General features: G+C 39.1%; 20 protein-coding genes and 2 riboswitches. Of the genes, 16 read left to right on the top strand and 4 right to left on the bottom strand.

Features of this window, described 5'->3' with window-relative positions; genetic code table 11:
• Positions 1 to 112 precede the first annotated feature (112 nt).
• Entirely contained in the window at positions 113 to 1,558 is a 1,446-nt protein-coding gene (locus tag K1I43_RS08095; protein ID WP_019417189.1) for a potassium/proton antiporter, read from the bottom strand.
• A 117-nt stretch (positions 1,559 to 1,675) separates the two neighbouring features.
• Positions 1,676 to 3,361, bottom strand: coding sequence for a phosphomethylpyrimidine synthase ThiC (gene thiC / locus K1I43_RS08090; RefSeq protein ID WP_026011579.1), 1,686 nt, complete (start codon positions 3,359 to 3,361; stop codon positions 1,676 to 1,678).
• A 108-nt stretch (positions 3,362 to 3,469) separates the two neighbouring features.
• A riboswitch (TPP riboswitch) is annotated at positions 3,470 to 3,584 on the bottom strand.
• A 135-nt stretch (positions 3,585 to 3,719) separates the two neighbouring features.
• Between thiC and K1I43_RS08085 the strand changes: the two genes are divergently transcribed.
• From K1I43_RS08085 to K1I43_RS08075, 3 genes are all read left to right on the top strand, one after another.
• Entirely contained in the window at positions 3,720 to 4,172 is a 453-nt protein-coding gene (locus K1I43_RS08085; RefSeq protein WP_019417190.1) for a PH domain-containing protein, read from the top strand.
• Positions 4,162 to 5,565, top strand: coding sequence for a PH domain-containing protein (locus tag K1I43_RS08080; RefSeq protein WP_019417191.1), 1,404 nt, complete (start codon positions 4,162 to 4,164; stop codon positions 5,563 to 5,565). Before K1I43_RS08085 ends, K1I43_RS08080 begins: the two co-directional genes overlap by 11 nt.
• A gap of 227 nt (positions 5,566 to 5,792) precedes the next feature.
• Positions 5,793 to 6,305, top strand: coding sequence for a DIP1984 family protein (locus K1I43_RS08075; RefSeq protein WP_019417192.1), 513 nt, complete (start codon positions 5,793 to 5,795; stop codon positions 6,303 to 6,305).
• A gap of 284 nt (positions 6,306 to 6,589) precedes the next feature.
• Here the strand turns inward: K1I43_RS08075 and K1I43_RS08070 are convergent, their stop codons facing one another.
• On the bottom strand, positions 6,590 to 7,300 hold the full coding sequence (locus K1I43_RS08070) for an NAD-dependent deacylase (RefSeq protein ID WP_026011580.1): 711 nt from the start codon (positions 7,298 to 7,300) through the stop codon (positions 6,590 to 6,592).
• A 129-nt stretch (positions 7,301 to 7,429) separates the two neighbouring features.
• A riboswitch (cyclic di-GMP riboswitch) is annotated at positions 7,430 to 7,512 on the top strand.
• Positions 7,513 to 7,550: 38 nt separating this feature from the next.
• Here K1I43_RS08070 and K1I43_RS08065 point away from each other — a divergent pair.
• Positions 7,551 to 8,219 carry a GumC domain-containing protein gene (locus K1I43_RS08065; RefSeq protein ID WP_019417193.1) on the top strand — a complete coding sequence of 223 codons (669 nt, stop codon included), beginning with the start codon at positions 7,551 to 7,553 and terminating at the stop codon, positions 8,217 to 8,219.
• A gap of 80 nt (positions 8,220 to 8,299) precedes the next feature.
• Positions 8,300 to 8,479, top strand: coding sequence for a small acid-soluble spore protein H (locus tag K1I43_RS08060; RefSeq protein WP_006321816.1), 180 nt, complete (start codon positions 8,300 to 8,302; stop codon positions 8,477 to 8,479).
• A gap of 31 nt (positions 8,480 to 8,510) precedes the next feature.
• On the opposite strand, the gene K1I43_RS08055 is transcribed toward K1I43_RS08060, so the two are convergent.
• Positions 8,511 to 9,392 (bottom strand): LysR family transcriptional regulator, encoded by an 882-nt coding sequence (locus tag K1I43_RS08055; RefSeq protein WP_009360919.1) that lies wholly within the window; start codon positions 9,390 to 9,392, stop codon positions 8,511 to 8,513.
• Positions 9,393 to 9,528: 136 nt separating this feature from the next.
• On the opposite strand from K1I43_RS08055, the gene K1I43_RS08050 reads away from it, so the two are divergent.
• From K1I43_RS08050 to K1I43_RS08000, 11 genes are all read left to right on the top strand, one after another.
• Entirely contained in the window at positions 9,529 to 11,304 is a 1,776-nt protein-coding gene (locus K1I43_RS08050; protein ID WP_019417194.1) for an assimilatory sulfite reductase (NADPH) flavoprotein subunit, read from the top strand.
• Positions 11,305 to 11,309: 5 nt separating this feature from the next.
• Complete coding sequence (gene cysI, locus K1I43_RS08045; protein ID WP_033383304.1) at positions 11,310 to 13,031, top strand: assimilatory sulfite reductase (NADPH) hemoprotein subunit; 1,722 nt, start codon at positions 11,310 to 11,312, stop codon at positions 13,029 to 13,031.
• A 207-nt stretch (positions 13,032 to 13,238) separates the two neighbouring features.
• Complete coding sequence (locus K1I43_RS08040; RefSeq protein WP_019417196.1) at positions 13,239 to 13,805, top strand: glycerol-3-phosphate responsive antiterminator; 567 nt, start codon at positions 13,239 to 13,241, stop codon at positions 13,803 to 13,805.
• Positions 13,802 to 14,902 carry an ABC transporter ATP-binding protein gene (locus K1I43_RS08035; RefSeq protein WP_019417197.1) on the top strand — a complete coding sequence of 367 codons (1,101 nt, stop codon included), beginning with the start codon at positions 13,802 to 13,804 and terminating at the stop codon, positions 14,900 to 14,902. The genes K1I43_RS08040 and K1I43_RS08035 overlap by 4 nt, the downstream gene beginning before the upstream one ends.
• Positions 14,874 to 15,752 (top strand): carbohydrate ABC transporter permease, encoded by an 879-nt coding sequence (locus K1I43_RS08030; RefSeq protein ID WP_019417198.1) that lies wholly within the window; start codon positions 14,874 to 14,876, stop codon positions 15,750 to 15,752. Before K1I43_RS08035 ends, K1I43_RS08030 begins: the two co-directional genes overlap by 29 nt.
• Entirely contained in the window at positions 15,749 to 16,561 is an 813-nt protein-coding gene (locus tag K1I43_RS08025) for a carbohydrate ABC transporter permease (protein ID WP_019417199.1), read from the top strand. Before K1I43_RS08030 ends, K1I43_RS08025 begins: the two co-directional genes overlap by 4 nt.
• A gap of 18 nt (positions 16,562 to 16,579) precedes the next feature.
• Positions 16,580 to 17,899 carry an ABC transporter substrate-binding protein gene (locus K1I43_RS08020; RefSeq protein WP_019417200.1) on the top strand — a complete coding sequence of 440 codons (1,320 nt, stop codon included), beginning with the start codon at positions 16,580 to 16,582 and terminating at the stop codon, positions 17,897 to 17,899.
• A gap of 75 nt (positions 17,900 to 17,974) precedes the next feature.
• Positions 17,975 to 18,691, top strand: coding sequence for a glycerophosphodiester phosphodiesterase (locus K1I43_RS08015; RefSeq protein ID WP_019417201.1), 717 nt, complete (start codon positions 17,975 to 17,977; stop codon positions 18,689 to 18,691).
• An 8-nt stretch (positions 18,692 to 18,699) separates the two neighbouring features.
• On the top strand, positions 18,700 to 19,011 hold the full coding sequence (locus tag K1I43_RS08010; protein ID WP_033383306.1) for a QacE family quaternary ammonium compound efflux SMR transporter: 312 nt from the start codon (positions 18,700 to 18,702) through the stop codon (positions 19,009 to 19,011).
• 178 nt (positions 19,012 to 19,189) lie between these two features.
• Positions 19,190 to 19,507: a YbjQ family protein gene (locus tag K1I43_RS08005; protein ID WP_009360922.1), complete on the top strand. Its 318-nt coding sequence runs from the start codon at positions 19,190 to 19,192 to the stop codon at positions 19,505 to 19,507.
• Between the two features lie 202 nt (positions 19,508 to 19,709).
• Positions 19,710 to 21,032 (top strand): radical SAM/SPASM domain-containing protein, encoded by a 1,323-nt coding sequence (locus tag K1I43_RS08000; protein WP_026011582.1) that lies wholly within the window; start codon positions 19,710 to 19,712, stop codon positions 21,030 to 21,032.
• The last annotated feature ends 147 nt before the right edge of the window (positions 21,033 to 21,179 follow it).

The raw sequence follows: 21,179 nt of genomic DNA, 5'->3' as shown, positions 1-21,179 counted from the left end.
TTTAAAAGATCGAATAAAATTTGTTTAATGATAGAATGGAGTAGGTAGAAAGTCAGCTTTGTTTATGTAAGAGCGAGAGAAGCTTCTCGCCCTTATTTATTTTTGCTTAAAATTATATATCTTCGTTTATTGAAAATATTTTATAGATTTCTGATATTTTTCCTTTGTCAATCAATATATATACAACATCATTTTCAAGCAATCGCGCATTTCCTTTCGGGGTAATAATTTTTTCATTCCGAATAATAGCTGTGATTAAGCAATCTTTAGGTAAAGGAAGTTGACTAATTGTCATTTTCGATAAATGAGCTTGTTTACTTCCAATATGAATTTCAACAATTTCTTTATCCGCTTTTGTCGTTGACATTAATTCAAGGGAATGAGCGACCTCCTTTTTTTCTCCATGCAATAATCCTAGATGCTTAGCTAACAAAGAAATGGTTGATCCTTGAATAAGAGCAGAAATAAGAACAATAAAGAAAACAATATTAAAAATCAGTTGGCTATTTTCAACATTTGCAATGAGAGGGTAAGTTGCCAAAACGATCGGGACAGCACCTTTTAGACCTGCCCAGGAAAGAAACAGTTTTTCCTTCATAGAAAAACGCATTTTTATTGTGCTTACCATTACGCTAATTGGTCTTGCTACAATGATAAGAAAGATCGCAAGAACAATGCCTTCCCACGCTACCTCTACTAACTCATTCGGAAAAACAAGTAATCCAAGTAAAATGAACATAAATATTTGCATCATCCATGCTAATCCTTCATTAAAACGAAAAACAGAATGACGATAAACGATTTGGGAATTACCGACAAAAACAGCCATGATATATACAGCAAGGAATCCACTACCTTTCATTAAAGCGGCAGTGCTATAGGAGAGTACTGCAAATGATAGAGATAGGATGGGATATAATCCAGACGAATCCAGATGAATTTTGTTCATACACCAAATGGTTAATTTCCCTATTCCAAGTCCAATTAAGATGCCTGAAATAATTTGCCAAAAAAACCCCAATAAAGTATGAAGTATAGATATTTCAGGATTTTGGACGAACGTAATTAAAGAAAGAGTTAAAATAACAGCCATAGGGTCATTCATTCCTGATTCTGCCTCTAGTGTTGCAGAGAGACGACGGTTTACATATACGCTCCCTAATGTAGCGAAAATGGCTGCTGCATCAGTAGAAGACACGATGGCTCCCAGTAGTAGCCCCTCTGCCCATGAAATATTTAAAATATATTTTGCAAAGGCACCGACACAAATAGCTGTAATAAGTACCCCGAATGTCGCAAGAGAGGAGGATGGAACGATCACTTTTTTTAATGTATTCCATTTTGTGTTCATGCCACCCTCAAACAAAATAACAATCAATGCAAAAATGCCGAATATTTGAGTTAGGAAGGCGTTGTCGAAGTATATAAATTTCGATAAAATCATTCCAACCAGTATGTAGAAAACGAGGGACGGTACTCCTAACCACGAAGAAAACTTTGTCGTTAATACACCTATAATCAAAAGGAGTCCTAACAAAAAAATGATAAAATCGGTCAATATGTTTTTCTCTCCTCTCTAAATATTTATGAAATATACTGCTCGTAATAAAATTAAGATAAAAAAAGAAAACTGTCAAATAAGATGCAAGTTGAGCGATAATGCTCAACTTGCATCTTAATCTGTATATAATGTTTTTCCTTGTTCGACAAACTGTTTTGCCTTCTCCTTCATTCCTTCGTGCTGTAAAGTTTTTTGCAGTTGGTGCGAAATATTCATTGAACAAAATTTTGGACCGCACATCGAACAAAAATGAGCGAGTTTTGCTCCTTCAGCCGGTAACGTCTCATCATGATACTCACGCGCACGTTCAGGGTCCAAAGACAAGTTGAATTGATCATGCCATCGGAACTCGAACCGTGCTTTTGACAAGGCGTCGTCCCTTTTTTGTGCACTAGGATGCCCTTTTGCTAAATCGGCAGCATGAGCAGCGATTTTATAAGCGATAACACCTTGACGGACATCGTCTTTATTTGGCAATCCGAGATGTTCTTTCGGAGTAACATAACAAAGCATCGCCGTTCCGTACCATCCGATGATTGCTGCACCGATGGCTGAGGTGATATGGTCATAACCTGGTGCAATGTCGGTAGTTATTGGACCTAATGTATAAAAAGGTGCCCCGTGACAAATTTCCATTTGTTTTTCGACATTTTCTTTAATTTTATGCATCGGAATATGTCCCGGACCTTCAATCATGACTTGAACATCATGCTCCCAAGCAATTTTTGTCAATTCTCCAAGTGTTTGTAGCTCGGCAAGTTGAGCTTCGTCGTTTGCATCCGCAATAGAACCAGGGCGCAATCCGTCTCCAAGTGAAATAGCGATATCGTAAGTTTTTAAAATCTCGCAAATCTCCTCAAAATGAGTGTATAAAAAGTTTTCTTCGTGATGTGCTAAACACCATTGTGCCATAATCGAACCACCGCGAGAAACGATCCCTGTCGTTCGATTAATTGTTAATGGGATGTAACGAAGTAGTACGCCGGCATGAATAGTGAAGTAGTCTACACCTTGTTCTGCTTGTTCGATCAATGTTTCACGAAAAATGTCCCACGATAAATGTTCGACGACACCGCCGACTTTTTCTAATGCTTGATAAATAGGGACGGTACCGATCGGAACAGGAGAGTTGCGAATAATATATTCTCGTGTCTCGTGTATATGTTTTCCTGTTGATAAATCCATGACAGTATCAGCTCCCCAGCGAATCGCCCAAAGCATCTTTTCAACTTCTTCTTCTAAGGAAGATGTGACAGCTGAATTTCCGATATTTGCGTTAATTTTCACATGGAATTTACTTCCTATAATCATCGGTTCACTTTCAGGGTGGTTAATATTAGCTGGGATAATTGCTCTTCCTGCCGCAACTTCTTGACGAACAAATTCGGGATCCATTTGTTCACGAATTGCGACAAACTCCATTTCAGGTGTAATGATCCCCCGTTTTGCATAGTGCATTTGTGTAACCGTTCTTCCTCTTTTGGCGCGCATCGGTTTGCGTCGAAAAGGTAAGTTCGCATTAGGAAACCTTCCTTCATACTTTTCGACATCACCGCGTTCGACTATCCATTTTTCTCTTAATGTTGGCAATCCTTTATGAATATTCGGTTCAAAAAGTGGATCGGTATACGGGCCGCTTGTGTCATAGACGCGGATCGGTTCATTTTCTACTATCGCTGTTTCTGTCTTTGTTGGCGACAGTTGGATTTCTCGCATTGGAACACAAATATCTTTTTGACTTCCTTGCACATACACCTTTTTACTTGAGGGAAATAGCATGTTGGAAAATAAATCGTTCATTCTTATTCGCTCCTTTTCATTTTTTATTAGGAGCGATGCCAATGCGTAAAAAAAATCAGGTTCTGCAAAAAGAACCTGATTTTGTCCGCAAATAGTACAAGTCAATTACACTCGCACCATCTACTTCCCTACGCTGGCATCACCCAGATCAGGTTCAAAGGGTCAAAGAACTTTTGCGCGTTCTTCTCTCAGTCCAAGCTATTGGACACCCCTAGTAGATGTAAAATTATGAACTTTAAAAATAATTTAGCATATGATAAAAATATTGTAAAGTATATATATTCGAAAATATACTTGATGGTGTTCGTATTTTAGAAGTAGCGGTAATGGAGGCATTGAAGGAGAGGAGATAAGAAAAATGGAAAACGTACTTTCCAACCGAGCCGTGTTGATGTGGCGAATGTATGAAGTCATTCGTTTATTTATTTTTCTTCTCTTATACGTGATTGTTCATTTTTTCGTTCCTATGTGGGTTGTTTTGGGGCTCGTCTGCTTATGGATTGCTGATGCGATTTTGTTTGTTTTTTTCGTTCCGCGCTGGAAATGGGAGCGGTGGCGATATATGATTCGTGATCGAGAAATTGAACTCGAGCACGGGGTATGGATTCGAAAGCGTACGCTTATTCCAATTCCTCGCATTCAACATGTTGATGTAAAGCAAGGTCCGTTAGCACGAAGGAAAAAACTTGCTTCACTTTACATTTATACAGCGGCAACTGCGCACGAAATTCCATTTCTTGATGAGCAAGAAGCAGAGAAGTTGCGTTACTACATTTCCTCTTTAGTGAAGGAAGATGAAAATGATGCATGAAAAGAAACGGTTGCATCCGATTGCGATTGTTATTTATATAGTTAAGCGGTTGAAGCAAGGACCGTTTTTGGCGCTTGCTTTGCTTCTAGCAATAAAAAAGAAAACAGGTGATCCTTTCGTTGATTGGCTGCCTTTGTTTTTATTTCTTTTTTACGCTATGTTCGCTGGGTATATGTCGTGGCAGCGATTTACATATCGTTTACAAGAAAATGACATGTATATTGAACAAGGGATATTTGTAAAACAGAAACGGTATATTCCATTTGAACGTATTCAAGGTATTTCATATTCGTCAGGGGTGTTTCAGCGGCTTGTAGGTGTTGTACAAGTACATATTGAAACAGCTGGCAGGCAAATAGATGAACCAGAAGTAATACTTTCAGCGGTTTCCATAGAAGAAGCAAAGCAAATAGAGCGAGTGGTGCATCACCAAAAACGAGAAAATATATGTATAGAAATAGAAGATAAGGCGGCTACCATATTTACACTTCGTTTTCGTGACGCTTTGTTTTTATCGACCACAAGTGGTGGTGCTTTTGGAGTCATTGCAGCGATTGGCGCATTTCTTTCCGATTTTAATGATTTCATCCCGTTTGAACGGCTAAACATATTTTTTCGCGCTGACGATACAGCTTCTACACTTGTCTTGTTGTTTATCGTTCTTATGATTGCTTACGTATTGTCTGTGATCGGTCATCTTTTTCGCTATATGAATTTTACAGTTGTCAAACAAAACAAAACGATAACGATAACAACAGGATTGCTGCAAAAAAAGAGCATTTCTACATCGATTGAGCGCGTTCAAGCCATTGGAGTGAAGGAAAGTCCGATTCGGCACTTGTTTGGCTACGTTTCCGTTCACCTTATTCATGCCGGAGGGGCACTTGATGATGGAAGACATGGAAGTCTCGTGTTGTTTCCGCTTGTTCGTAAAAATGAAGTTGCTTCTCTTGTTGCGACGTGCTTTCCTGAATATCGTTTGCACGATTCGTTCCGATTGTTATGTACACGTGTCCGTTGGCGCTATATGTTGAGGTCGCTCTATACGGTTATGCTCATTCCGGTCATCACAATCGTATTTTTTCAGCGATTTGAAACGCTCCTTCTCCTTGTGCCCGCAGTATATGTCGGCTATCGAAGCTATAAACGAGCGGGAGTAACGATTAAGAGTGAGCAGCTAGCATTGAGAAGTGGATGGCTGACGATAAAAACGGTATATATGTTAAAACATCGTATTCAGTCATTAACGATCTCGCAAACTCGTATGCAACAACGACTCGGATTATGTACAGTACGTGCGACTGTCATGCCGGGCATACGCACAAAAGTTGTTGATGTGGACGAACATGAGGCACAAGCAATATACGAATGGTTTTTGAGAAATAAGGAATAAGTTTGGCACTTCACCAAAAGTTGTAGTTATTAAATAAAGACGATTGTGATAGAAACTAAACACTTTGTTTTACTTTTTATACTACATTGCTTTATTTGCTATGTTGCTATCAAGTTTAAATTTAAAAAGTACATCTTTAGGTGATGAACCATAAGTTTCAAAGTTTACTTTTTTCTTCCTCATCATTATAATTATGCAGTCGATGAGTAAAGGTGGAGGCTGAGTAAATGAAAATTACGTTAGCGCAATCAATTAATCTCCTTTCGTTTTTAAAAAGGCGAGTAGACGAGCTGCAAGCGGAGTTGTTGACGACTCACACGGTTACCGTTCCAAAAGGGGAGATGTATACACCGCCAGAACGGACGGTCGAGCAAGTACTTACAGAGATGGCCGAAATACAGAAAGATGTGCTTGTACTACAAGAACTGATCAACGAAACGAATATGCAACAGACTGTCGAATGGAAAGGGGAACGTATTTCTCTTATTCGCGCGATTGAAACAGCGAAAATGTTGCGGAGTCGAGTTCATTTGTATAAGCGACTAGGAGACACAAAACCACGCGAGTATTATGGTGGAAATGTGGTGATGGAAACTATTGCATTATTTAATCCGAGCGAATATAAACAAGCCGCAGAAATGTTGGCACGCCAAGTCGAAGTGCTGTCTAGTCGCATTGATAAAGTCAACTATACTGTGGAAATAGACGTTTCGCTTGCGAGCAAATATTTAGAGGCATAAGCAGCTTTAAGGGCATTTTGCAAAGTGCCCTTATGGGTGCTTAGGCACCAACGAGAGAGATGAGGAAATGATCACCATTCTTCAAAGTCCTTTTTAGTCTAAGAGCGGGATGCGAACGGAGAACGGAGAACGAGTAACGATGTAACGTTTTACGAGTAACGAACGGGTAAATAGATTTTGGTTTTCTGTTTTCTTTCGATCATTCTTCTCTCTCTCTCTCGTCATTGTATATATGCATTCGATCATTAGGAAAAAACGGCATACAATGAGTTATTTTGGTTTTCCTATAACTTCTCCGTTATTTCCTGCAACACTTCTCCAATTTTGCGACCATGTATAAGCAAATCCGCCCAATCATCTAACGGTGTCGGTTCCATGTTCACAATCACTAATTTGGCCCCGCTTCGTTTTGCGATGACAGGAAGTTCGTTAGCTGGTGACACTTGTAAAGAAGAGCCGAGCACAATCCATAAGTCTGCTCGTTCGGCTGCTGTCCATGCTTGTTCAAACGCATCATACGGTAACGATTCCCCGAATAAAACAACGGAAGGGCGCAAAAAGCCGCCGCATGTGCACGTAAACTGTTCCTCTACATACTGTTTTGCGTCGTATGTTTGCCTGCAACGCGAGCAATGCACCGTTTGCAACGTTCCGTGTAATTCAATGACATTTGTACTGCCTGCTTGTTGGTGAAAGCCGTCGACATTTTGCGTGATGATTTGATGAAGAAGCCCCCGCTTTTGCCAATCGGCCAAAATCATATGCCCGACATGTGGCTTACATTTAAGCAACGTACGAATACGATATTGATAAAATGCAATAAACTCGTCTCGGTTATGTTGCATCGCATACGTACTTGCTAATTGTTGTGGATTTTTCGTGCGCCAAAGCCCTGATTTTGCCGAACGAAAATCGGGAAGCCCGCTTTCTGTAGACATTCCTGCTCCAGTAAATACGACGGTATACGAAGACTCTTTCAACCATTTTTCTAACATCTCGCATCCCTCCTTTTTATCTACCATAACTACTTCTTTATTCGCCCTTTTCTTCCTTTATTTTCACATATGTTTATAAGAAAAATAAGAACTTTTGATTCATGCCTATGAAAATGAGCGAAGTATAATAAGAAGTAAAGGCACAGCTAAGGAAACTTAGCGTCGCAAAGCTATAGGGGCTAACGGGATACCTATGCCAGCCAGCTGCCATTACCAAAAAAATATACATATGAATATGGAGGAAATGGTAATGTTTAAAAAAGGATTACCAATTTTACTAGCATCGATGCTCGTTGCTTCTCCAACTTTTGCAGCGAAGCATGATGGAGCAAAACATGTACAGAAAAGTCAGCTTGTCGTGAAAAAGGAAGAAGCGAAGAAAAAACAAGAGTTAGCTAAACAGAAAAAAGAAGAGGCGAAGAAAAAACAAGAATTAGCGAAAAAGAAAAAAGAACAACAAATGTTAAAAAACAAATTGGCAGAGCTAAATAAAAAGTTAAGCAAGATTGAAGAGCGTGTAAACGAGGTGACAATAGCACTTGAAACGTTTAGCACGCCGAAAGAACAACCAACTGAACAACTAGCTGAACAACCAGCACAACCACAAAGTGAACAAACAACAGAGGAAATGACACAAGTAGTCAATGAACAAGATAGCGCTACTGTGACTACGACTGAACAATCACCTGTCGTGCAATCGGATAAAGACGACGAAGCGGAAAAACAAGAAGAGTTAGATCAATGGTTTGGGAAGCTTATTGCTGCTTCTAATCAATTAAAAGCAGTAAAAAATGAAATTCGTGCGTTAGAAAAGAAAGTATCTAAGAATGATGTCAACGTACAAGCGTTGAAAGAAAAAGTAAAGGCGTTAGAAGAAAACGTACAACAAAATAAAAAGAAGTTGCTTGAACTGTTATAAGGGTGCCTGTTGGCGCTCTTTTTTTGCATATTTTCGCGTGAAACACAAATGATAATAATCGTTCGAAAGGAGGGAAGCGAATGAACATCACACGTGCGCAACAAATTGCTCAGTCACCCGATATGAAAAATGTAACGTATAACGGAAAAGCCGTGTATATTGAACATGTCGATGTACAAACGGAAATGGCAACGATTCATTTTTTAAACAACCCAGAAAAACAACAGCGCGTTCCGATTTCACAGCTAGAGGAGCATTAAGTGATGGGGATGTGACAAAGCAACTTGTTTGTCACATCCTTTTTTGTTGGAGTAAATCAATCAGTAAGTGTACAAGTTTGTTGTTTTTCATTGTCGGCGAATAAAGATAAGAAAATGTTCGATAAAAAGGAGAATGTTTAACGTAAACAATCGATAAGTTTTTATGATTCAACTCCTGTTCAATGACATGACGTGAAAGGAGGGCTAAACCGTTTCCGTGCATTAACGTTTCTTTTATTCCTTGATTGCTGCTAATAATTATCAGTGATTTTACTTTTAGCCCATTTGAACGAATAAAATGGTTAAAATATTCACGTGTGCCAGACCCTAATTCGCGTGTAATCCATAGTTGGTTTTGTAAATCGTTTATCGATACTTCCTGTTTGTGAGCGAGAGGATGATCGTTAGACGCAACGATGACTAGCTCATCTTGCATAAATGGGTACACCACAAGCTCTTTTTCATTTGTTTGACCTTCAATTAAACCGATATGTGTTTGATACGTACGAACGAGCTCTACAATTTCTTTTGTATTGCCGATGATCACTTCCAATTGTAATTCTGGATAATCGTTTTGTAAGGCGCATAAAAAAGTAGGTAGCACGTATTCTCCGATCGTAAAACTAGCCCCAATTTTTAATGTTCCTTTCACACAGTCGTGATGTTCCAAAATATCTTGTTTCGTTTGTTCGTATAACGTGATCATTTTTTTTGCTCGATCATAAAGCAATTCTCCCGTTGGCGTCATTTGTAGCTCTTTTGGTGAACGAATAAATAGTTTTGTTTGAAACTCTTTTTCTAAATTTTTAATGTGCAAACTTACACTTGGTTGAGATAAATGAAGAATTTCTGCTGTTTTTGTGAAATTTTTCACTTCAGCTAATGTAATAAATGTTTTTAATTGTTCGTACATATCGTTCGCTCCTTAGTTATTAAAAAAATAAATAGTTCTGATAATTTATATTTATTTTACTAATTTTATTTTTTAAGGTAAAGTCAAATAAAACATACTTGATTTATAGGAATAGTAGAAAAATGAGAGGTGAAACATGTTGCCATTTCAAGTGACAAATAGTCCATTTAATGAAGAACAAGTCGAGCTCCTCAATCGGCTTTGGCCAACGTTAAATTCCGCACAAAAACTTTGGCTAAGTGGGTATTTAGCTGCAACCGAGTCGGTCGGAGCGCTTCAACAAGAAGCATCTGCAACGAAGGAAGTGACCGTTCTTTACGGGTCGCAAACAGGAAACGCGCAAAAACTAGCGGAAAAAGTAGGAGAAACGCTCAAACATCGCGGGTTTCATGTCACCGTTTCCTCGATGCTTGATTTTAAGCCAAACGAGTTGAAAAAAATAAATACGTTGCTCCTTGTTGTTAGCACATACGGAGAAGGGGAACCACCAGATAACGCCTTGTCATTTTACGAATTTCTTCATAGCAAGCGCGCGCCAAAACTCGATCATCTTCGTTTCTCTGTATTGGCGCTTGGCGATACGTCGTATGAACATTTTTGTAAAACGGGAAAAGATTTTGATAAACGGCTAGAAGAGCTAGGCGGAAAGCGGTTATACGAACGCGTCGATTGTGACGTCGATTATGAAGAAAAAGCAGCGAAATGGCTAGAGGGAGTGCTTGGTGAGTTAGATAAGCAAGGAGCCATTTCCGTAGCAACAACTTCATCTGCACAAGCGAAGCCAACGACTATTTATTCACGAAAACATCCGTTTCAAGCGGAAGTATTAGAAAATATCAATTTAAATGGACGCGGCTCAAACAAAGAAACACGCCATATCGAATTATCGCTAGAAGGTTCTGGGCTTGTGTTTGAACCAGGCGATGCGCTCGGCGTTTTTCCAAAAAACGATCCAGAGTTAGTTGATTGGATGATAGCAGAAATGAAATGGAGTTCAGAAACATTAGTTTCTGTAGAAGAAAATGACGAACCATTACGAGAAGCGTTGCTATCCCGTTTAGAAATTACCGTACTGACAGAGCCGTTGTTACAAAAATTAGCTGAATTTTCGAAAAATCGCGAGTTTCATGCGCTTCTTTCTGAGGAACAAGAAGCGAAGCGAAAAGACTATATGAAAGGGCGCGATGTATTGGATGTCCTTCGCGATTTCGGCCCGTGGGAGATGACACCACAGCAATTTGTCTCTTCATTACGAAAGTTGCAACCGCGCTTTTATTCAATTGCAAGTAGCTTACTAGCTTATCCGGATGAAGTGCATATGACTGTTGGAGCGGTTCGTTACGAAGCACATGGGCGTTTGCGAAAAGGAGTTTGTTCAACGTTTTGTGCTGAACGTCTACACATTGGCGATAAACTTCCTGTGTTCGTTCATCAAAATCCGAATTTTAAACTCCCGAAAGATACACATACGCCAATTATTATGATTGGACCAGGTACGGGAGTGGCGCCGTTCCGCGCTTTTATGCAAGAGCGTGAGGCGATTGGCGCGAAAGGGAAATCATGGTTGTTTTTTGGTGACCAACATTTCGTGACCGATTTTCTTTATCAAAAGGAATGGCAAACGTGGCTAAAAAACGGTGTGTTGACGAAGATGGATGTTGCCTTTTCACGCGATACGAAAGAAAAAGTATACGTGCAACACCGAATGATGGAACAAAGCAAAGAACTGTTCCGATGGTTAGAAGAAGGAGCAGCCGTTTATGTTTGTGGCGACAAACAACGCATGGCACGAGACGTTCATGAGACGCTTATCCAGATTATTGCGAAAGAAGGAAAGATGACGAGTGAACGAGCGGAAGCGTATGTGGCGGACATGCAAAAACAAAAACGTTACCAACGTGACGTATATTAGGGGGGATGATTGTGGAAAAGTTTGTATTAACACCGCCGGATGGACCACCAAGCGACGTTGAGCGCATTAAACGAGAAAGCAACTATTTGCGCGGAACGTTGAAAGAAACGATGGAAGATCGCATCACTGCCGGCATTCCAGAAGATGATAACCGATTGATGAAATTTCATGGTAGCTATTTGCAAGATGATCGTGATTTGCGAGCCGAGCGGCAAAAACAAAAATTAGAGCCAGCGTATCAATTTATGATTCGTGTTCGTACCCCAGGTGGCGTAGCAACACCAGAGCAGTGGCTTGCGATGGACGAATTGGCGAGGACGTATGCGAACGGGACGTTGAAACTTACGACACGACAAGCATTTCAGTTTCACGGCGTATTGAAATGGAATATGAAAAAAACGCTCCAAGCCATTAACGAGGCACTGCTTACGACGTTAGCGGCATGCGGTGACGTCAACCGAAACGTCATGTGCAATCCGAATCCTTACCAATCGGAAGTGCATGCAGAAGTGTATGAATGGGCGAAAAGATTAAGCGATTATTTATTACCACAAACAAGGGCGTATTACGAAATTTGGTTAGATGAAGAAAAAGTAGCTGGAACACCGGAGGTAGAACAAGAACCAATTTATGGGCCGCTTTACTTGCCACGAAAATTTAAAATTGGTATCGCTGTTCCACCGTCAAACGATGTCGACGTGTTTTCACAAGACCTTGGATTTATTGCGATTGTTGAACACGGAAAGCTGACGGGATTTAATGTAGCGATCGGTGGCGGCATGGGAATGACGCACGGTGATCGCACGACATATCCGCAGCTCGCAAAAGTGATCGGTTTTTGTAAACCAGAACAAGTGATTGATGTGGCAGAAAAAGTCGTTACCATTCAGCGTGATTACGGCAATCGCTCCGTACGTAAACATGCTCGTTTTAAATATACGATTGATCGGCTTGGTTTGGATGCAGTAAAAGCAGAACTAGAACGTCGGCTTGGATGGAATTTAGAAGAAGCGCGCCCTTACTATTTCGAGCATAATGGCGACCGCTACGGTTGGGTTGAAGGTGTGAACGGAACGTGGCATTTTACGTTATTTGTCGAGGGCGGACGGGTGAAAGATACAGATGATTATCCACTGATGACAGGCTTGCGGGAAATTGCAAAAGTGCATACAGGTGATTTCCGTCTTACCGCTAACCAAAACTTAGTCATCGCCAATGTGCCAAGTGAGAAAAAAGAAGAAATTGATGCGCTTATTAAGCAATATAAATTAACAGATGGGAAACATTATAGTGCCCTTCGTCGTAACTCGCTAGCCTGTGTGGCTTTGCCAACGTGTGGATTAGCGATGGCAGAAGCAGAGAGATATTTGCCGACACTCATTGATAAAATTGAGGAAATTGTTGAGGAAAACGGGCTTCGTGACGAGGAAATAACGATTCGCATGACCGGCTGTCCGAATGGCTGTGCCCGTCATGTCCTTGGGGAAATTGCATTTATCGGTAAATCTGTCGGCAAATATAATATGTATCTTGGGGCTGCATTTGACGGTAGCCGTCTCGGTAAATTGTATCGGGAAAATATCGGAGAAAAAGAAATTTTATCTGAACTTCGTACGCTCCTTTCTCGGTACGCGAAAGAGCGATTTGATGGTGAACACTTTGGTGATTTTGTTATTCGCGCAGGTATTGTAAAAGAAGTGACAGATGGAACAAACTTTCATGACTAAACAAATCGTCTTCCCGTTTGGGAGCCGATTTGTTTTTATAATTTACAAAATATTTACACAGAAATGACAATCAATTAAAAAAAAGAGATTAGAATAAAAATTAGAAAAATGAATAAAAGAGGTGGAGAAAAGGAGAAACCGTAACAACATTGTAGATGTACAGTTATTCTACGTTGTTTTCGGTTTCTTTTTGTTTGGAGGGAGAGAATGTTTTTACAAGAAAAGTTTATTGCGACAATTAAACATCCGAAACATATCGAACTATTTTTAAAAACGAACTGGAAAACAGCACTGTTACAGACTGGTACGATTAGCGTTATAAAAAGGTATGTTGAACTGTTAAAAGCACATGATCGTTATGTATTTGTGCATGTTGAGAAGATTCCAGGTATTAGTTATGACAAAGAAGGGCTTCAATTTTTAGCAAAATTTGTTCAACCACACGGTATTGTTTCTACAAAAAGTACGCTGATTCAGTTAGCAAAAAAGGAGAAGTTATGGACAATCCAACGTTTATTTTTAGTAGATACAGACGCGGTGGAAACTGGATTGCAGGTTGTTCAACAAGTTGCACCTGATGCGCTTGAGGTGATGCCTGGAATTGTACCTGATATGATTGAGCGATTAGTACAACAGGTCAATATACCAATTATTACTGGAGGATTAATTCAAAATCGAGATCAAATGATTCAAGCTTTAAAAAAGGGAGCACAAGCGGTATCCACAGGAAATCCATTATTATGGAAAATTGCTGAGACGGAGGGGTTACAATGATAGAATTTGTTCATATTAGTAAGACATATGACGGGAAAACATTTGTTATCAAGGACATAAGCGTTCAAGTGAAAGAAGGAGAGTTTTTTGTGCTAGTAGGCCCTTCTGGTTGTGGGAAAAGTACGTTACTTCGAATGATCGCAGGATTAGAATCGATTACGAGTGGGCAGCTGAAAATAGCAGGGAGAGAAATGAATAATGTGGAACCAAGTGAGCGTCATTTATCTATGGTATTTCAAAACTATGCATTATATCCTCATTTAACAGTTCAAGATAACATATTGCTAGGATTATACAAGTCTAAAATATCAAAAGTGGAAAAAAGAAAACGTTGTAGCGAAGTCGCAGAGTTACTTGATCTGACTCATTGTCTTAACAAAAAACCGAGACATCTGTCCGGGGGGCAAAGGCAGCGTGTGGCATTGGCACGAGCTATCGTTTCTCAAAAACCGATTTGTTTAATGGATGAGCCGCTCTCGAACTTAGATGCAAAGTTGCGTACGCATATGCGTTCATATATTCGTCAGCTACAACGTCAACTTGGTATGACAATCATCTATGTAACACACGACCAAGTAGAAGCGATGACGATGGCAGACCGAATGATGATATTACATGAAGGAAAAATTCAACAAATTGGTGATCCTTTATATGTATATAACAATCCGAACAATACATTTGTTGCTTCGTTTATTGGTTCGCCGCCAATAAATATGGCTAGAGTACATAAGTTAAACGACTTATTTCTGCTACAACAAGAATGGATTGTAAAAGTGGCTCATCATGTGCAAGCGGACAATAAATATGGAACAATCGCAGTTCGACCAGAACATATTCGACTAGCACATGAAAATGAACCACACGTATGGTTAGCGGTAACACATGTGGAACGGTTAGGTACAGAAACGCTTGTTACATTGAAACTGACAGAACAAGATGAGTGGATTGCACGTTGGCAAGGACAACATTCGATAGAAATAGGGCAACAAGTACGCATTTCAATTAATGACGAACATGTTCTATTTTTTGATGAAGAAGGAAAAAGAATAGCGAAAGAGGGAGAGGAGCATGCTGTATACGATAAAACGAACAATTGAAGGGATTTTATATATATTTCCTTCGTTTCTCTTATTTTCTGTTTTCGTTTTTTATCCAATGGTTCGTACAGGGTATTTAAGTTTTTATATGACTGATTTTCAAGGTACTCCAACGACATATATAGGATTAGAACATTTTCTTTATTTACTGGAAGATCGGAACTTTAAGGAGAGTCTGAAAGCAACATTTTTGTTTGTTTTATACACGGTGCCGACGACGGTCGTTATCTCTTTTGGCTTAGCCCTTTTAGCAAATGAAAAACTGCGAGGAATACAGATTTTTCGCACTATCTTTTCTTCAACGCTAGGAATGAGTGTTGCTGCTTCTTCTGTTATCTGGATGTTTATGTACAATCCTGCAGTAGGAATCATTAACAGACTTATTTTGGCGTTCGGTTGGAGAGAGTATCAATGGTTATTAAATCCTGATACAGCTTTAGCTGCTGTTGCCATTGCAACAGTGTGGATGAACATTGGGTTTTCTTTTTTAATTTTACTTGGAGGTTTACAAAACATTGATATCACATTATATGAAAGTGCAAAAGTTCTAGGATTGAGTCGCATGTATCAGTTGTGGCGTATTACGATTCCGTTATTGTCACCGACTTTGTTTTTTATTGTCACCGTTTCGCTTATCCATGCCTTTCAAACATTCGGTCAAATTGACATTTTGACAAAGGGTGGACCTATGAATACAACAACTGTACTTGTTTACTCCATTTACCGTGAAGCGTTCATTAACTATAATTTTGGATTCGCAAGTGCTCAAGCAGTTATATTATTTTTGATCGTATTAATAGTGACATTTTTACAATTTGTACTTGTTGAGAGGAAGGTGCATTACCAATGAGCCTTCTAAAAAAAATGATCTTATATGCGGTGTTAGTTATGAGTTCCATTATTTTGATGTTTCCGATTGCGTATGCATTTCTTATTAGCTTTTTAAGCGGTGCTGAACTTTTACAAGGAAAGTGGTGGCCAAGTGATTGGTCTCTTCGAAATTATATGGCTGCATTTGAAAAAGTTCCACTGGCGAGATATTTATGGAATAGTTTTTTTGTTTCATTCATTGTGATGATAGGACAGCTAGCTGTATCTAGTTTAGCAGCATATGCTTTCGTTTTCCTACGTTTTCCATTTAGAAATATATTATTTTCTTTAACAATTACAACAATGCTTATCCCATGGGAGGCAACGGTTATTCCAAATTATTTAACCGTGCAAGCTTTAGGATGGACAAATAATTACTTTGGTTTAACGATTCCGTTTTTCGCTTTAGCTTTTGGTATATTTTTGTTGCGCCAGCATTTTAAAACGATTCCGTTTGAGTTGTATGAAGCTGCACAAGTATCGGGAATAAAACATTTTCGTTTTTTCTGGTATATTGTTTTGCCTCTTTCAAAAACAAGTTTAGCTACATTAAGCATTTATAGCTTTTTGACAACATGGAACATGTATTTATGGCCGCTTCTTGTGACGAATGACGAACGTGTACGAACGGTTCAAATTGGCTTAAAACAAATGCAAACACAAGAAATGGCAACTGAATGGGGGGTGGTGATGGCTGCTGTAATAATCGCTATTTTACCAACCTTGCTTTTATTGTTTGTCGGGCAAAAGCAATTGCAACAAGGTTTGATGCAAGGATCAATTAAATAGTCAGGGGGAAAAAAGATTATGAAGAAATGGATCTATGCATTTGTGTTAGCATCGACTCTCGTAGGATGTAATGATCGTAATGAAGAGACTACATCGAAAGCGAAAGAGGAAAAATCATCACCAAAAACAGAAGTGATTTTTTGGCATGCGATGAGCGGAGATTTAGAAAAAGCGTTAAATGAAATTGTGAATGATTTCAACGCCTCACAAAAAGATATTGAGGTTAAACCAGTATTTCAAGGGACTTATGAGGAGGCATTGACAAAATTTAATGCTGTAGCTGGCACCAAAGATTCCCCTACGATTATGCAAACTTTCGAAATTGGAACAAAATATATGATTGAGAGCGGAAAAATCGAACCTATCCAAACGTTTATTGATCAAGAAGGATACGATGTATCGCAGTGGGAAAAAAATATCGTAAACTATTATACAGTAAACGGGAAAATATATTCCATGCCATTTAATTCGTCAACCCCAGTGCTTATTTATAATAAGGACGCTTTTAAAGAAGTAGGACTGGATTCTGAAAAGCCTCCGACGACATACAGCGAGCTGAAAGAAGCAGCCAAATTACTAACGAAAGAAGGAAGATATGGTTTTTCAATATTGAATTATGGTTGGTTTTTCGAACAAATGGTTGCTGTACAAGGTGGTCTTTACGTGAATGAAGAGAATGGGAGAAAAGGAGAAGCCACATCAGTCAAATTCAATGGTGAAGAAGGGTTACGAGTATTCCAACTTATTTATGACATGTATAAAGAGGGGATATTTTATAATGTTGGTCAAAACTGGGATGAAATGAGAGCGGCTTTTCAATCTGGAAAAATAGCTATGTATTTGGACTCCTCTGCAGGAGTGAGAACGATTGTTGATAATGCACCGTTCGAAGTAGGAGTGTCTTATTTGCCAGTCCCAGATGGTGTCGAAAGGCAAGGAGTCGTTATTGGCGGAGCATCCTTATGGTTAATGAAAGATGTTGGTGATGAGAAGAAAAAAGCAGCATGGAAGTTTATGAAATACGTTACAACTCCAGAAGTACAGGCAAAATGGCATGTAAATACAGGATATTTTGCAATAAATCCAGCAGCTTATGAGTTGCCTCTTGTAAAAGAACAATGGAGAAAATATCCTCAGCTTCAGGTTGCAGTGAATCAATTGAAAGAAACGAAACCTACACCAGCGACCCAAGGAGCGTTCATCTCTGTCTTTCCACAAGCACGACAGAGAATTGTTCATGCCATGGAAAGTTTATATCAAGGTGTTGATCCAAAGAAAGCGCTTGAACAAGCTGCAAATGAAGTGAATCGAGAATTGGAAATAGCAAATAAAAGATAGGGTGTCCGTTTGGACATCCTTTCATCATAGGAGCACGAATATATCAACATTTCTAGTGGGAGGAGTAAGAGAAATATGTATATTTATGCTCATCGAGGATTTAGTGGGGAGTATCCTGAAAATACAATGATTGCTTTTCAGCGTGCGTATGAACTAGGAGTAGATGGTATAGAGTTAGACGTTCAAATGACAAAGGATGGAGAATTGGTTGTTATTCATGACGAGCGTATTGACCGAACAACAGATGGTATTGGATATGTAAAGGATTTTTCTTACCGTCAACTTCGACTTTTTGATGCAGGTGGGTGGTTTCACACGCGGTTTACAGGAGAAAGAATTCCTACTTTAGTAGAAGTTTGTGATTGGCTGTCCGATCAAAAAAGATCAATTGTTTTGAATATTGAGTTAAAAAATAGTATAATTCGTTATCATAACATGGAAGAAAAATTATTAACTTTGTTGTATTCATATCGCTCTTGGCCGCATCAAGTTGTATGTTCGTCCTTTTCCGTTCAGAGTTTATGTTTGTTGCATCAGCTTGATCCAAATGTCGACAAGGCGATGCTCGTAGAAGGGTCACAACGTCATGTATTAAATGCTATTCGTTCATTTCATGCCCAAGAAGTTCATTGTGATTGGAATTTTTTAATTTCACAGGAAGGAGAGAAAGTCAGTCAAGAGATAGATATTTGTGTGTATACAGTGAATGAGCCTTTCTTGTTTACTGAATTGATGAAACGAGATGTAAAGGCAGTTATGACGGATTTTCCTAATCGTCTGTTTAGGAGATGAAGAAAAAGATGTATTGGTTATATTTGTCTGTAGCAATTATTTTTGAGGTAATTGGAACGACGGCTATGAAATGGTCAAACGGACTGACAAACACATGGGCGACAATTGTTATGTTTATTTGTTACGGAGTGAGCTTTACATCGCTTTCTATGGCTTTAAAAGGAATTGATGTTTCTATTGCATATGCTATGTGGTCAGGACTGGGCATAGTATGCATTACATTTATTGGTTTATTTTTGTTTCATGAAATGTTGAATTTTAAAAAAATCATAGGAGTTGCATTTGTTATTATAGGTGTTATTTTATTAAAATTGAAATAAAATGGCTCTTCACCAAAAGTTGTACTTGATTTTTTATAACACACTCTACCGATGCTTGTGAGGAAGAAGCAGTAAACCAATGATTTCTGTACATTTTTGTTCAAGAAAGCGTATCACTTGTCAAGTACATGTTGTGGTGATGAACCAATAAAATTTAAAATATGGGAGGCATCTATACATGATCGTTACAACAACAAACAGCATCGAAGGAAAACAAATTGAACAATATCTCGGGTTAGTGTCTGGTGAAGTTATTTTAGGAGCGAATGTCGTTCGCGATTTTTTGGCGAGCATTACCGATATCATCGGTGGCCGAAGCGGAACATACGAAAGCAAATTGGCTGAAGGGCGAGACATGGCTGTAGAAGAAATGGTAAAAAAAGCGCGCAATATGGGAGCAAACGCGGTCATTGGCGTCGATTTGGATTTTGAAACATTGCGCGACGGAATGATGATGTGCATCGCGACAGGTACAGCGGTGAAGTTGAAGGAATAGGGAAGGAGGAGAAGAAGCTGAATCGGCTTCTTCTTTTTACTTTAAACGAACGATATTCAAACTTTTGTCGAAAAACTGACATGTAATTTTCAATCATGATGAACTAAGGAATGGCACATATTTTTTACAATAAAGATTGTGATTTATGTAACAGAACAAAAAACTGGTTTTTATTAGAATGACAAAAGGGAGAGTGAGCGAAATGAGGTGGATCGCTTCACGATTTAATGCGATCTCACATACCGATTCAGGTGAAGTAATTATTTACAATAGTTATACAGGTGCTGTTATATCGGTTGATGAAAGAGAAAAGATGGAAGTATTGCGTGTACTGCGAACAGGAACAGACAATGAGCAGTCTAATGTTTGTCAAACGCTCATACAATGTGGATTTCTAGTTCCAGAGCAAACAGACGAAAAGCGACGAGCACAATTGTTACATGCTTCGATGCACCGAACCGATGTGATGCATCTTATTATTTTACCAACGGAGGCCTGTAATTTTCGTTGTACATATTGTTATCAAGATTTCTCTCGTGGACAGATGAAGCGAGAAATAGTAGAAGGGCTAAAACGTTTTTTAGAGCAAAAGATGGCTCGATTGCAACATTTAACAGTTAGCTGGTTTGGTGGGGAGCCATTATTAGCGCTTAGTATAATTCAAGAGATAAGCGAATGGATTATTGCTTTAGCTGAACGATATGGAGTGACGTATGAAGCGGACATATCGACAAACGGTTATTATTTATCAAAAGAAACGTTACAACAACTGTTACGTTATCACGTGCGTCGTTTTATGATTACAATTGATGGAATGAAAAGTGTCCACGACTCTCGTCGCTTTCTAGCAAATGGGCAAGGTACATATGATACAATTATGCAACATTTACGTGATATCCGTACATTAGACGAATCATTCGATATTTACCTCCGCCTAAACTTTGATAAGACAAACATTGCTCATGTTCCATCATTTTTAACGGATTTAGCACACGAGTTTGCAGGGGATGCACGCTTTCAACTGTTTTGCCGTCCAGTTGGAAAATGGGGTGGAACGAACGATGATCACTTGCCGATTTGCGACGATCGTACGGCTGAACGAAAAATATGGGAATTGACTGAACAAGGAGTAAACCAAGGGCTTTCGATGAGTAAAGTGATTGAGTCGATGCTTATGCCTGGAGGGGCGGTTTGTTATGCAGCGAAGCCTCATTCACTTGTGATAGGAACAGATGGACAACTGTATAAATGTACTTGTTTTTTAAATGAGTCATATAATCATGTTGGTCAACTTCACGAAGATGGAACGATACAAATCGACTATGACCGCTTTGCATTATGGGTAACATCAGGCGAGGAACAAGATGAAGCGTGTCAATCTTGTTTTTTTCGACCAGCTTGTCAAGGAAATCATTGTCCACAATATCGTATAAGAAAAGGAAAGCGACCATGCCCATATGAAAAAAGAAAAATAAAACAAGTGTTGCAACTGATTTATCGTCAAGAAAAGGAGGTGATCGAATGAAAATCGTACGACCAGCCATTTCTCCAATGATCGCTTCTACGACAGGGCGATTGTCTAAATCTGTACCTGGTAACTTGAAATAGGAATCAAGGTTTCCTTGGTTCCTTTTTGCATATTGACTGACGTATAAAAATGGGATATGATGTA

The organism is Anoxybacillus sp. ST70, assembly GCF_019553625.1.
In the GTDB taxonomy this organism is placed as follows: domain Bacteria; phylum Bacillota; class Bacilli; order Bacillales; family Anoxybacillaceae; genus Anoxybacillus; species Anoxybacillus gonensis.
Note: the sequence above shows the minus strand (reverse complement) of the source record. Positions and strands in the feature narration are given on the sequence as shown.

What these genes read in the sequence shown, in the direction of transcription:
- K1I43_RS08035 (WP_019417197.1), top strand. Translation starts at nt 13,802, where the DNA reads ATGATAGAATTTGTTCATATTAGTAAGACATATGACGGGAAAACATTT.
- K1I43_RS08015 (WP_019417201.1), top strand. Translation starts at nt 17,975, where the DNA reads ATGTATATTTATGCTCATCGAGGATTTAGTGGGGAGTATCCTGAAAAT.
- K1I43_RS08025 (WP_019417199.1), top strand. Translation starts at nt 15,749, where the DNA reads ATGAGCCTTCTAAAAAAAATGATCTTATATGCGGTGTTAGTTATGAGT.
- K1I43_RS08040 (WP_019417196.1), top strand. Translation starts at nt 13,239, where the DNA reads ATGTTTTTACAAGAAAAGTTTATTGCGACAATTAAACATCCGAAACAT.
- K1I43_RS08020 (WP_019417200.1), top strand. Translation starts at nt 16,580, where the DNA reads ATGAAGAAATGGATCTATGCATTTGTGTTAGCATCGACTCTCGTAGGA.
- K1I43_RS08070 (WP_026011580.1), bottom strand. Translation starts at nt 7,300, where the DNA reads ATGTTAGAAAAATGGTTGAAAGAGTCTTCGTATACCGTCGTATTTACT.
- K1I43_RS08050 (WP_019417194.1), top strand. Translation starts at nt 9,529, where the DNA reads ATGTTGCCATTTCAAGTGACAAATAGTCCATTTAATGAAGAACAAGTC.
- K1I43_RS08085 (WP_019417190.1), top strand. Translation starts at nt 3,720, where the DNA reads ATGGAAAACGTACTTTCCAACCGAGCCGTGTTGATGTGGCGAATGTAT.
- K1I43_RS08000 (WP_026011582.1), top strand. Translation starts at nt 19,710, where the DNA reads ATGAGGTGGATCGCTTCACGATTTAATGCGATCTCACATACCGATTCA.
- K1I43_RS08080 (WP_019417191.1), top strand. Translation starts at nt 4,162, where the DNA reads ATGATGCATGAAAAGAAACGGTTGCATCCGATTGCGATTGTTATTTAT.
- thiC (WP_026011579.1), bottom strand. Translation starts at nt 3,361, where the DNA reads ATGAACGATTTATTTTCCAACATGCTATTTCCCTCAAGTAAAAAGGTG.
- K1I43_RS08075 (WP_019417192.1), top strand. Translation starts at nt 5,793, where the DNA reads ATGAAAATTACGTTAGCGCAATCAATTAATCTCCTTTCGTTTTTAAAA.
- K1I43_RS08010 (WP_033383306.1), top strand. Translation starts at nt 18,700, where the DNA reads ATGTATTGGTTATATTTGTCTGTAGCAATTATTTTTGAGGTAATTGGA.
- K1I43_RS08060 (WP_006321816.1), top strand. Translation starts at nt 8,300, where the DNA reads ATGAACATCACACGTGCGCAACAAATTGCTCAGTCACCCGATATGAAA.
- K1I43_RS08055 (WP_009360919.1), bottom strand. Translation starts at nt 9,392, where the DNA reads ATGTACGAACAATTAAAAACATTTATTACATTAGCTGAAGTGAAAAAT.
- K1I43_RS08030 (WP_019417198.1), top strand. Translation starts at nt 14,874, where the DNA reads ATGCTGTATACGATAAAACGAACAATTGAAGGGATTTTATATATATTT.
- K1I43_RS08005 (WP_009360922.1), top strand. Translation starts at nt 19,190, where the DNA reads ATGATCGTTACAACAACAAACAGCATCGAAGGAAAACAAATTGAACAA.
- cysI (WP_033383304.1), top strand. Translation starts at nt 11,310, where the DNA reads ATGATTGTGGAAAAGTTTGTATTAACACCGCCGGATGGACCACCAAGC.
- K1I43_RS08065 (WP_019417193.1), top strand. Translation starts at nt 7,551, where the DNA reads ATGTTTAAAAAAGGATTACCAATTTTACTAGCATCGATGCTCGTTGCT.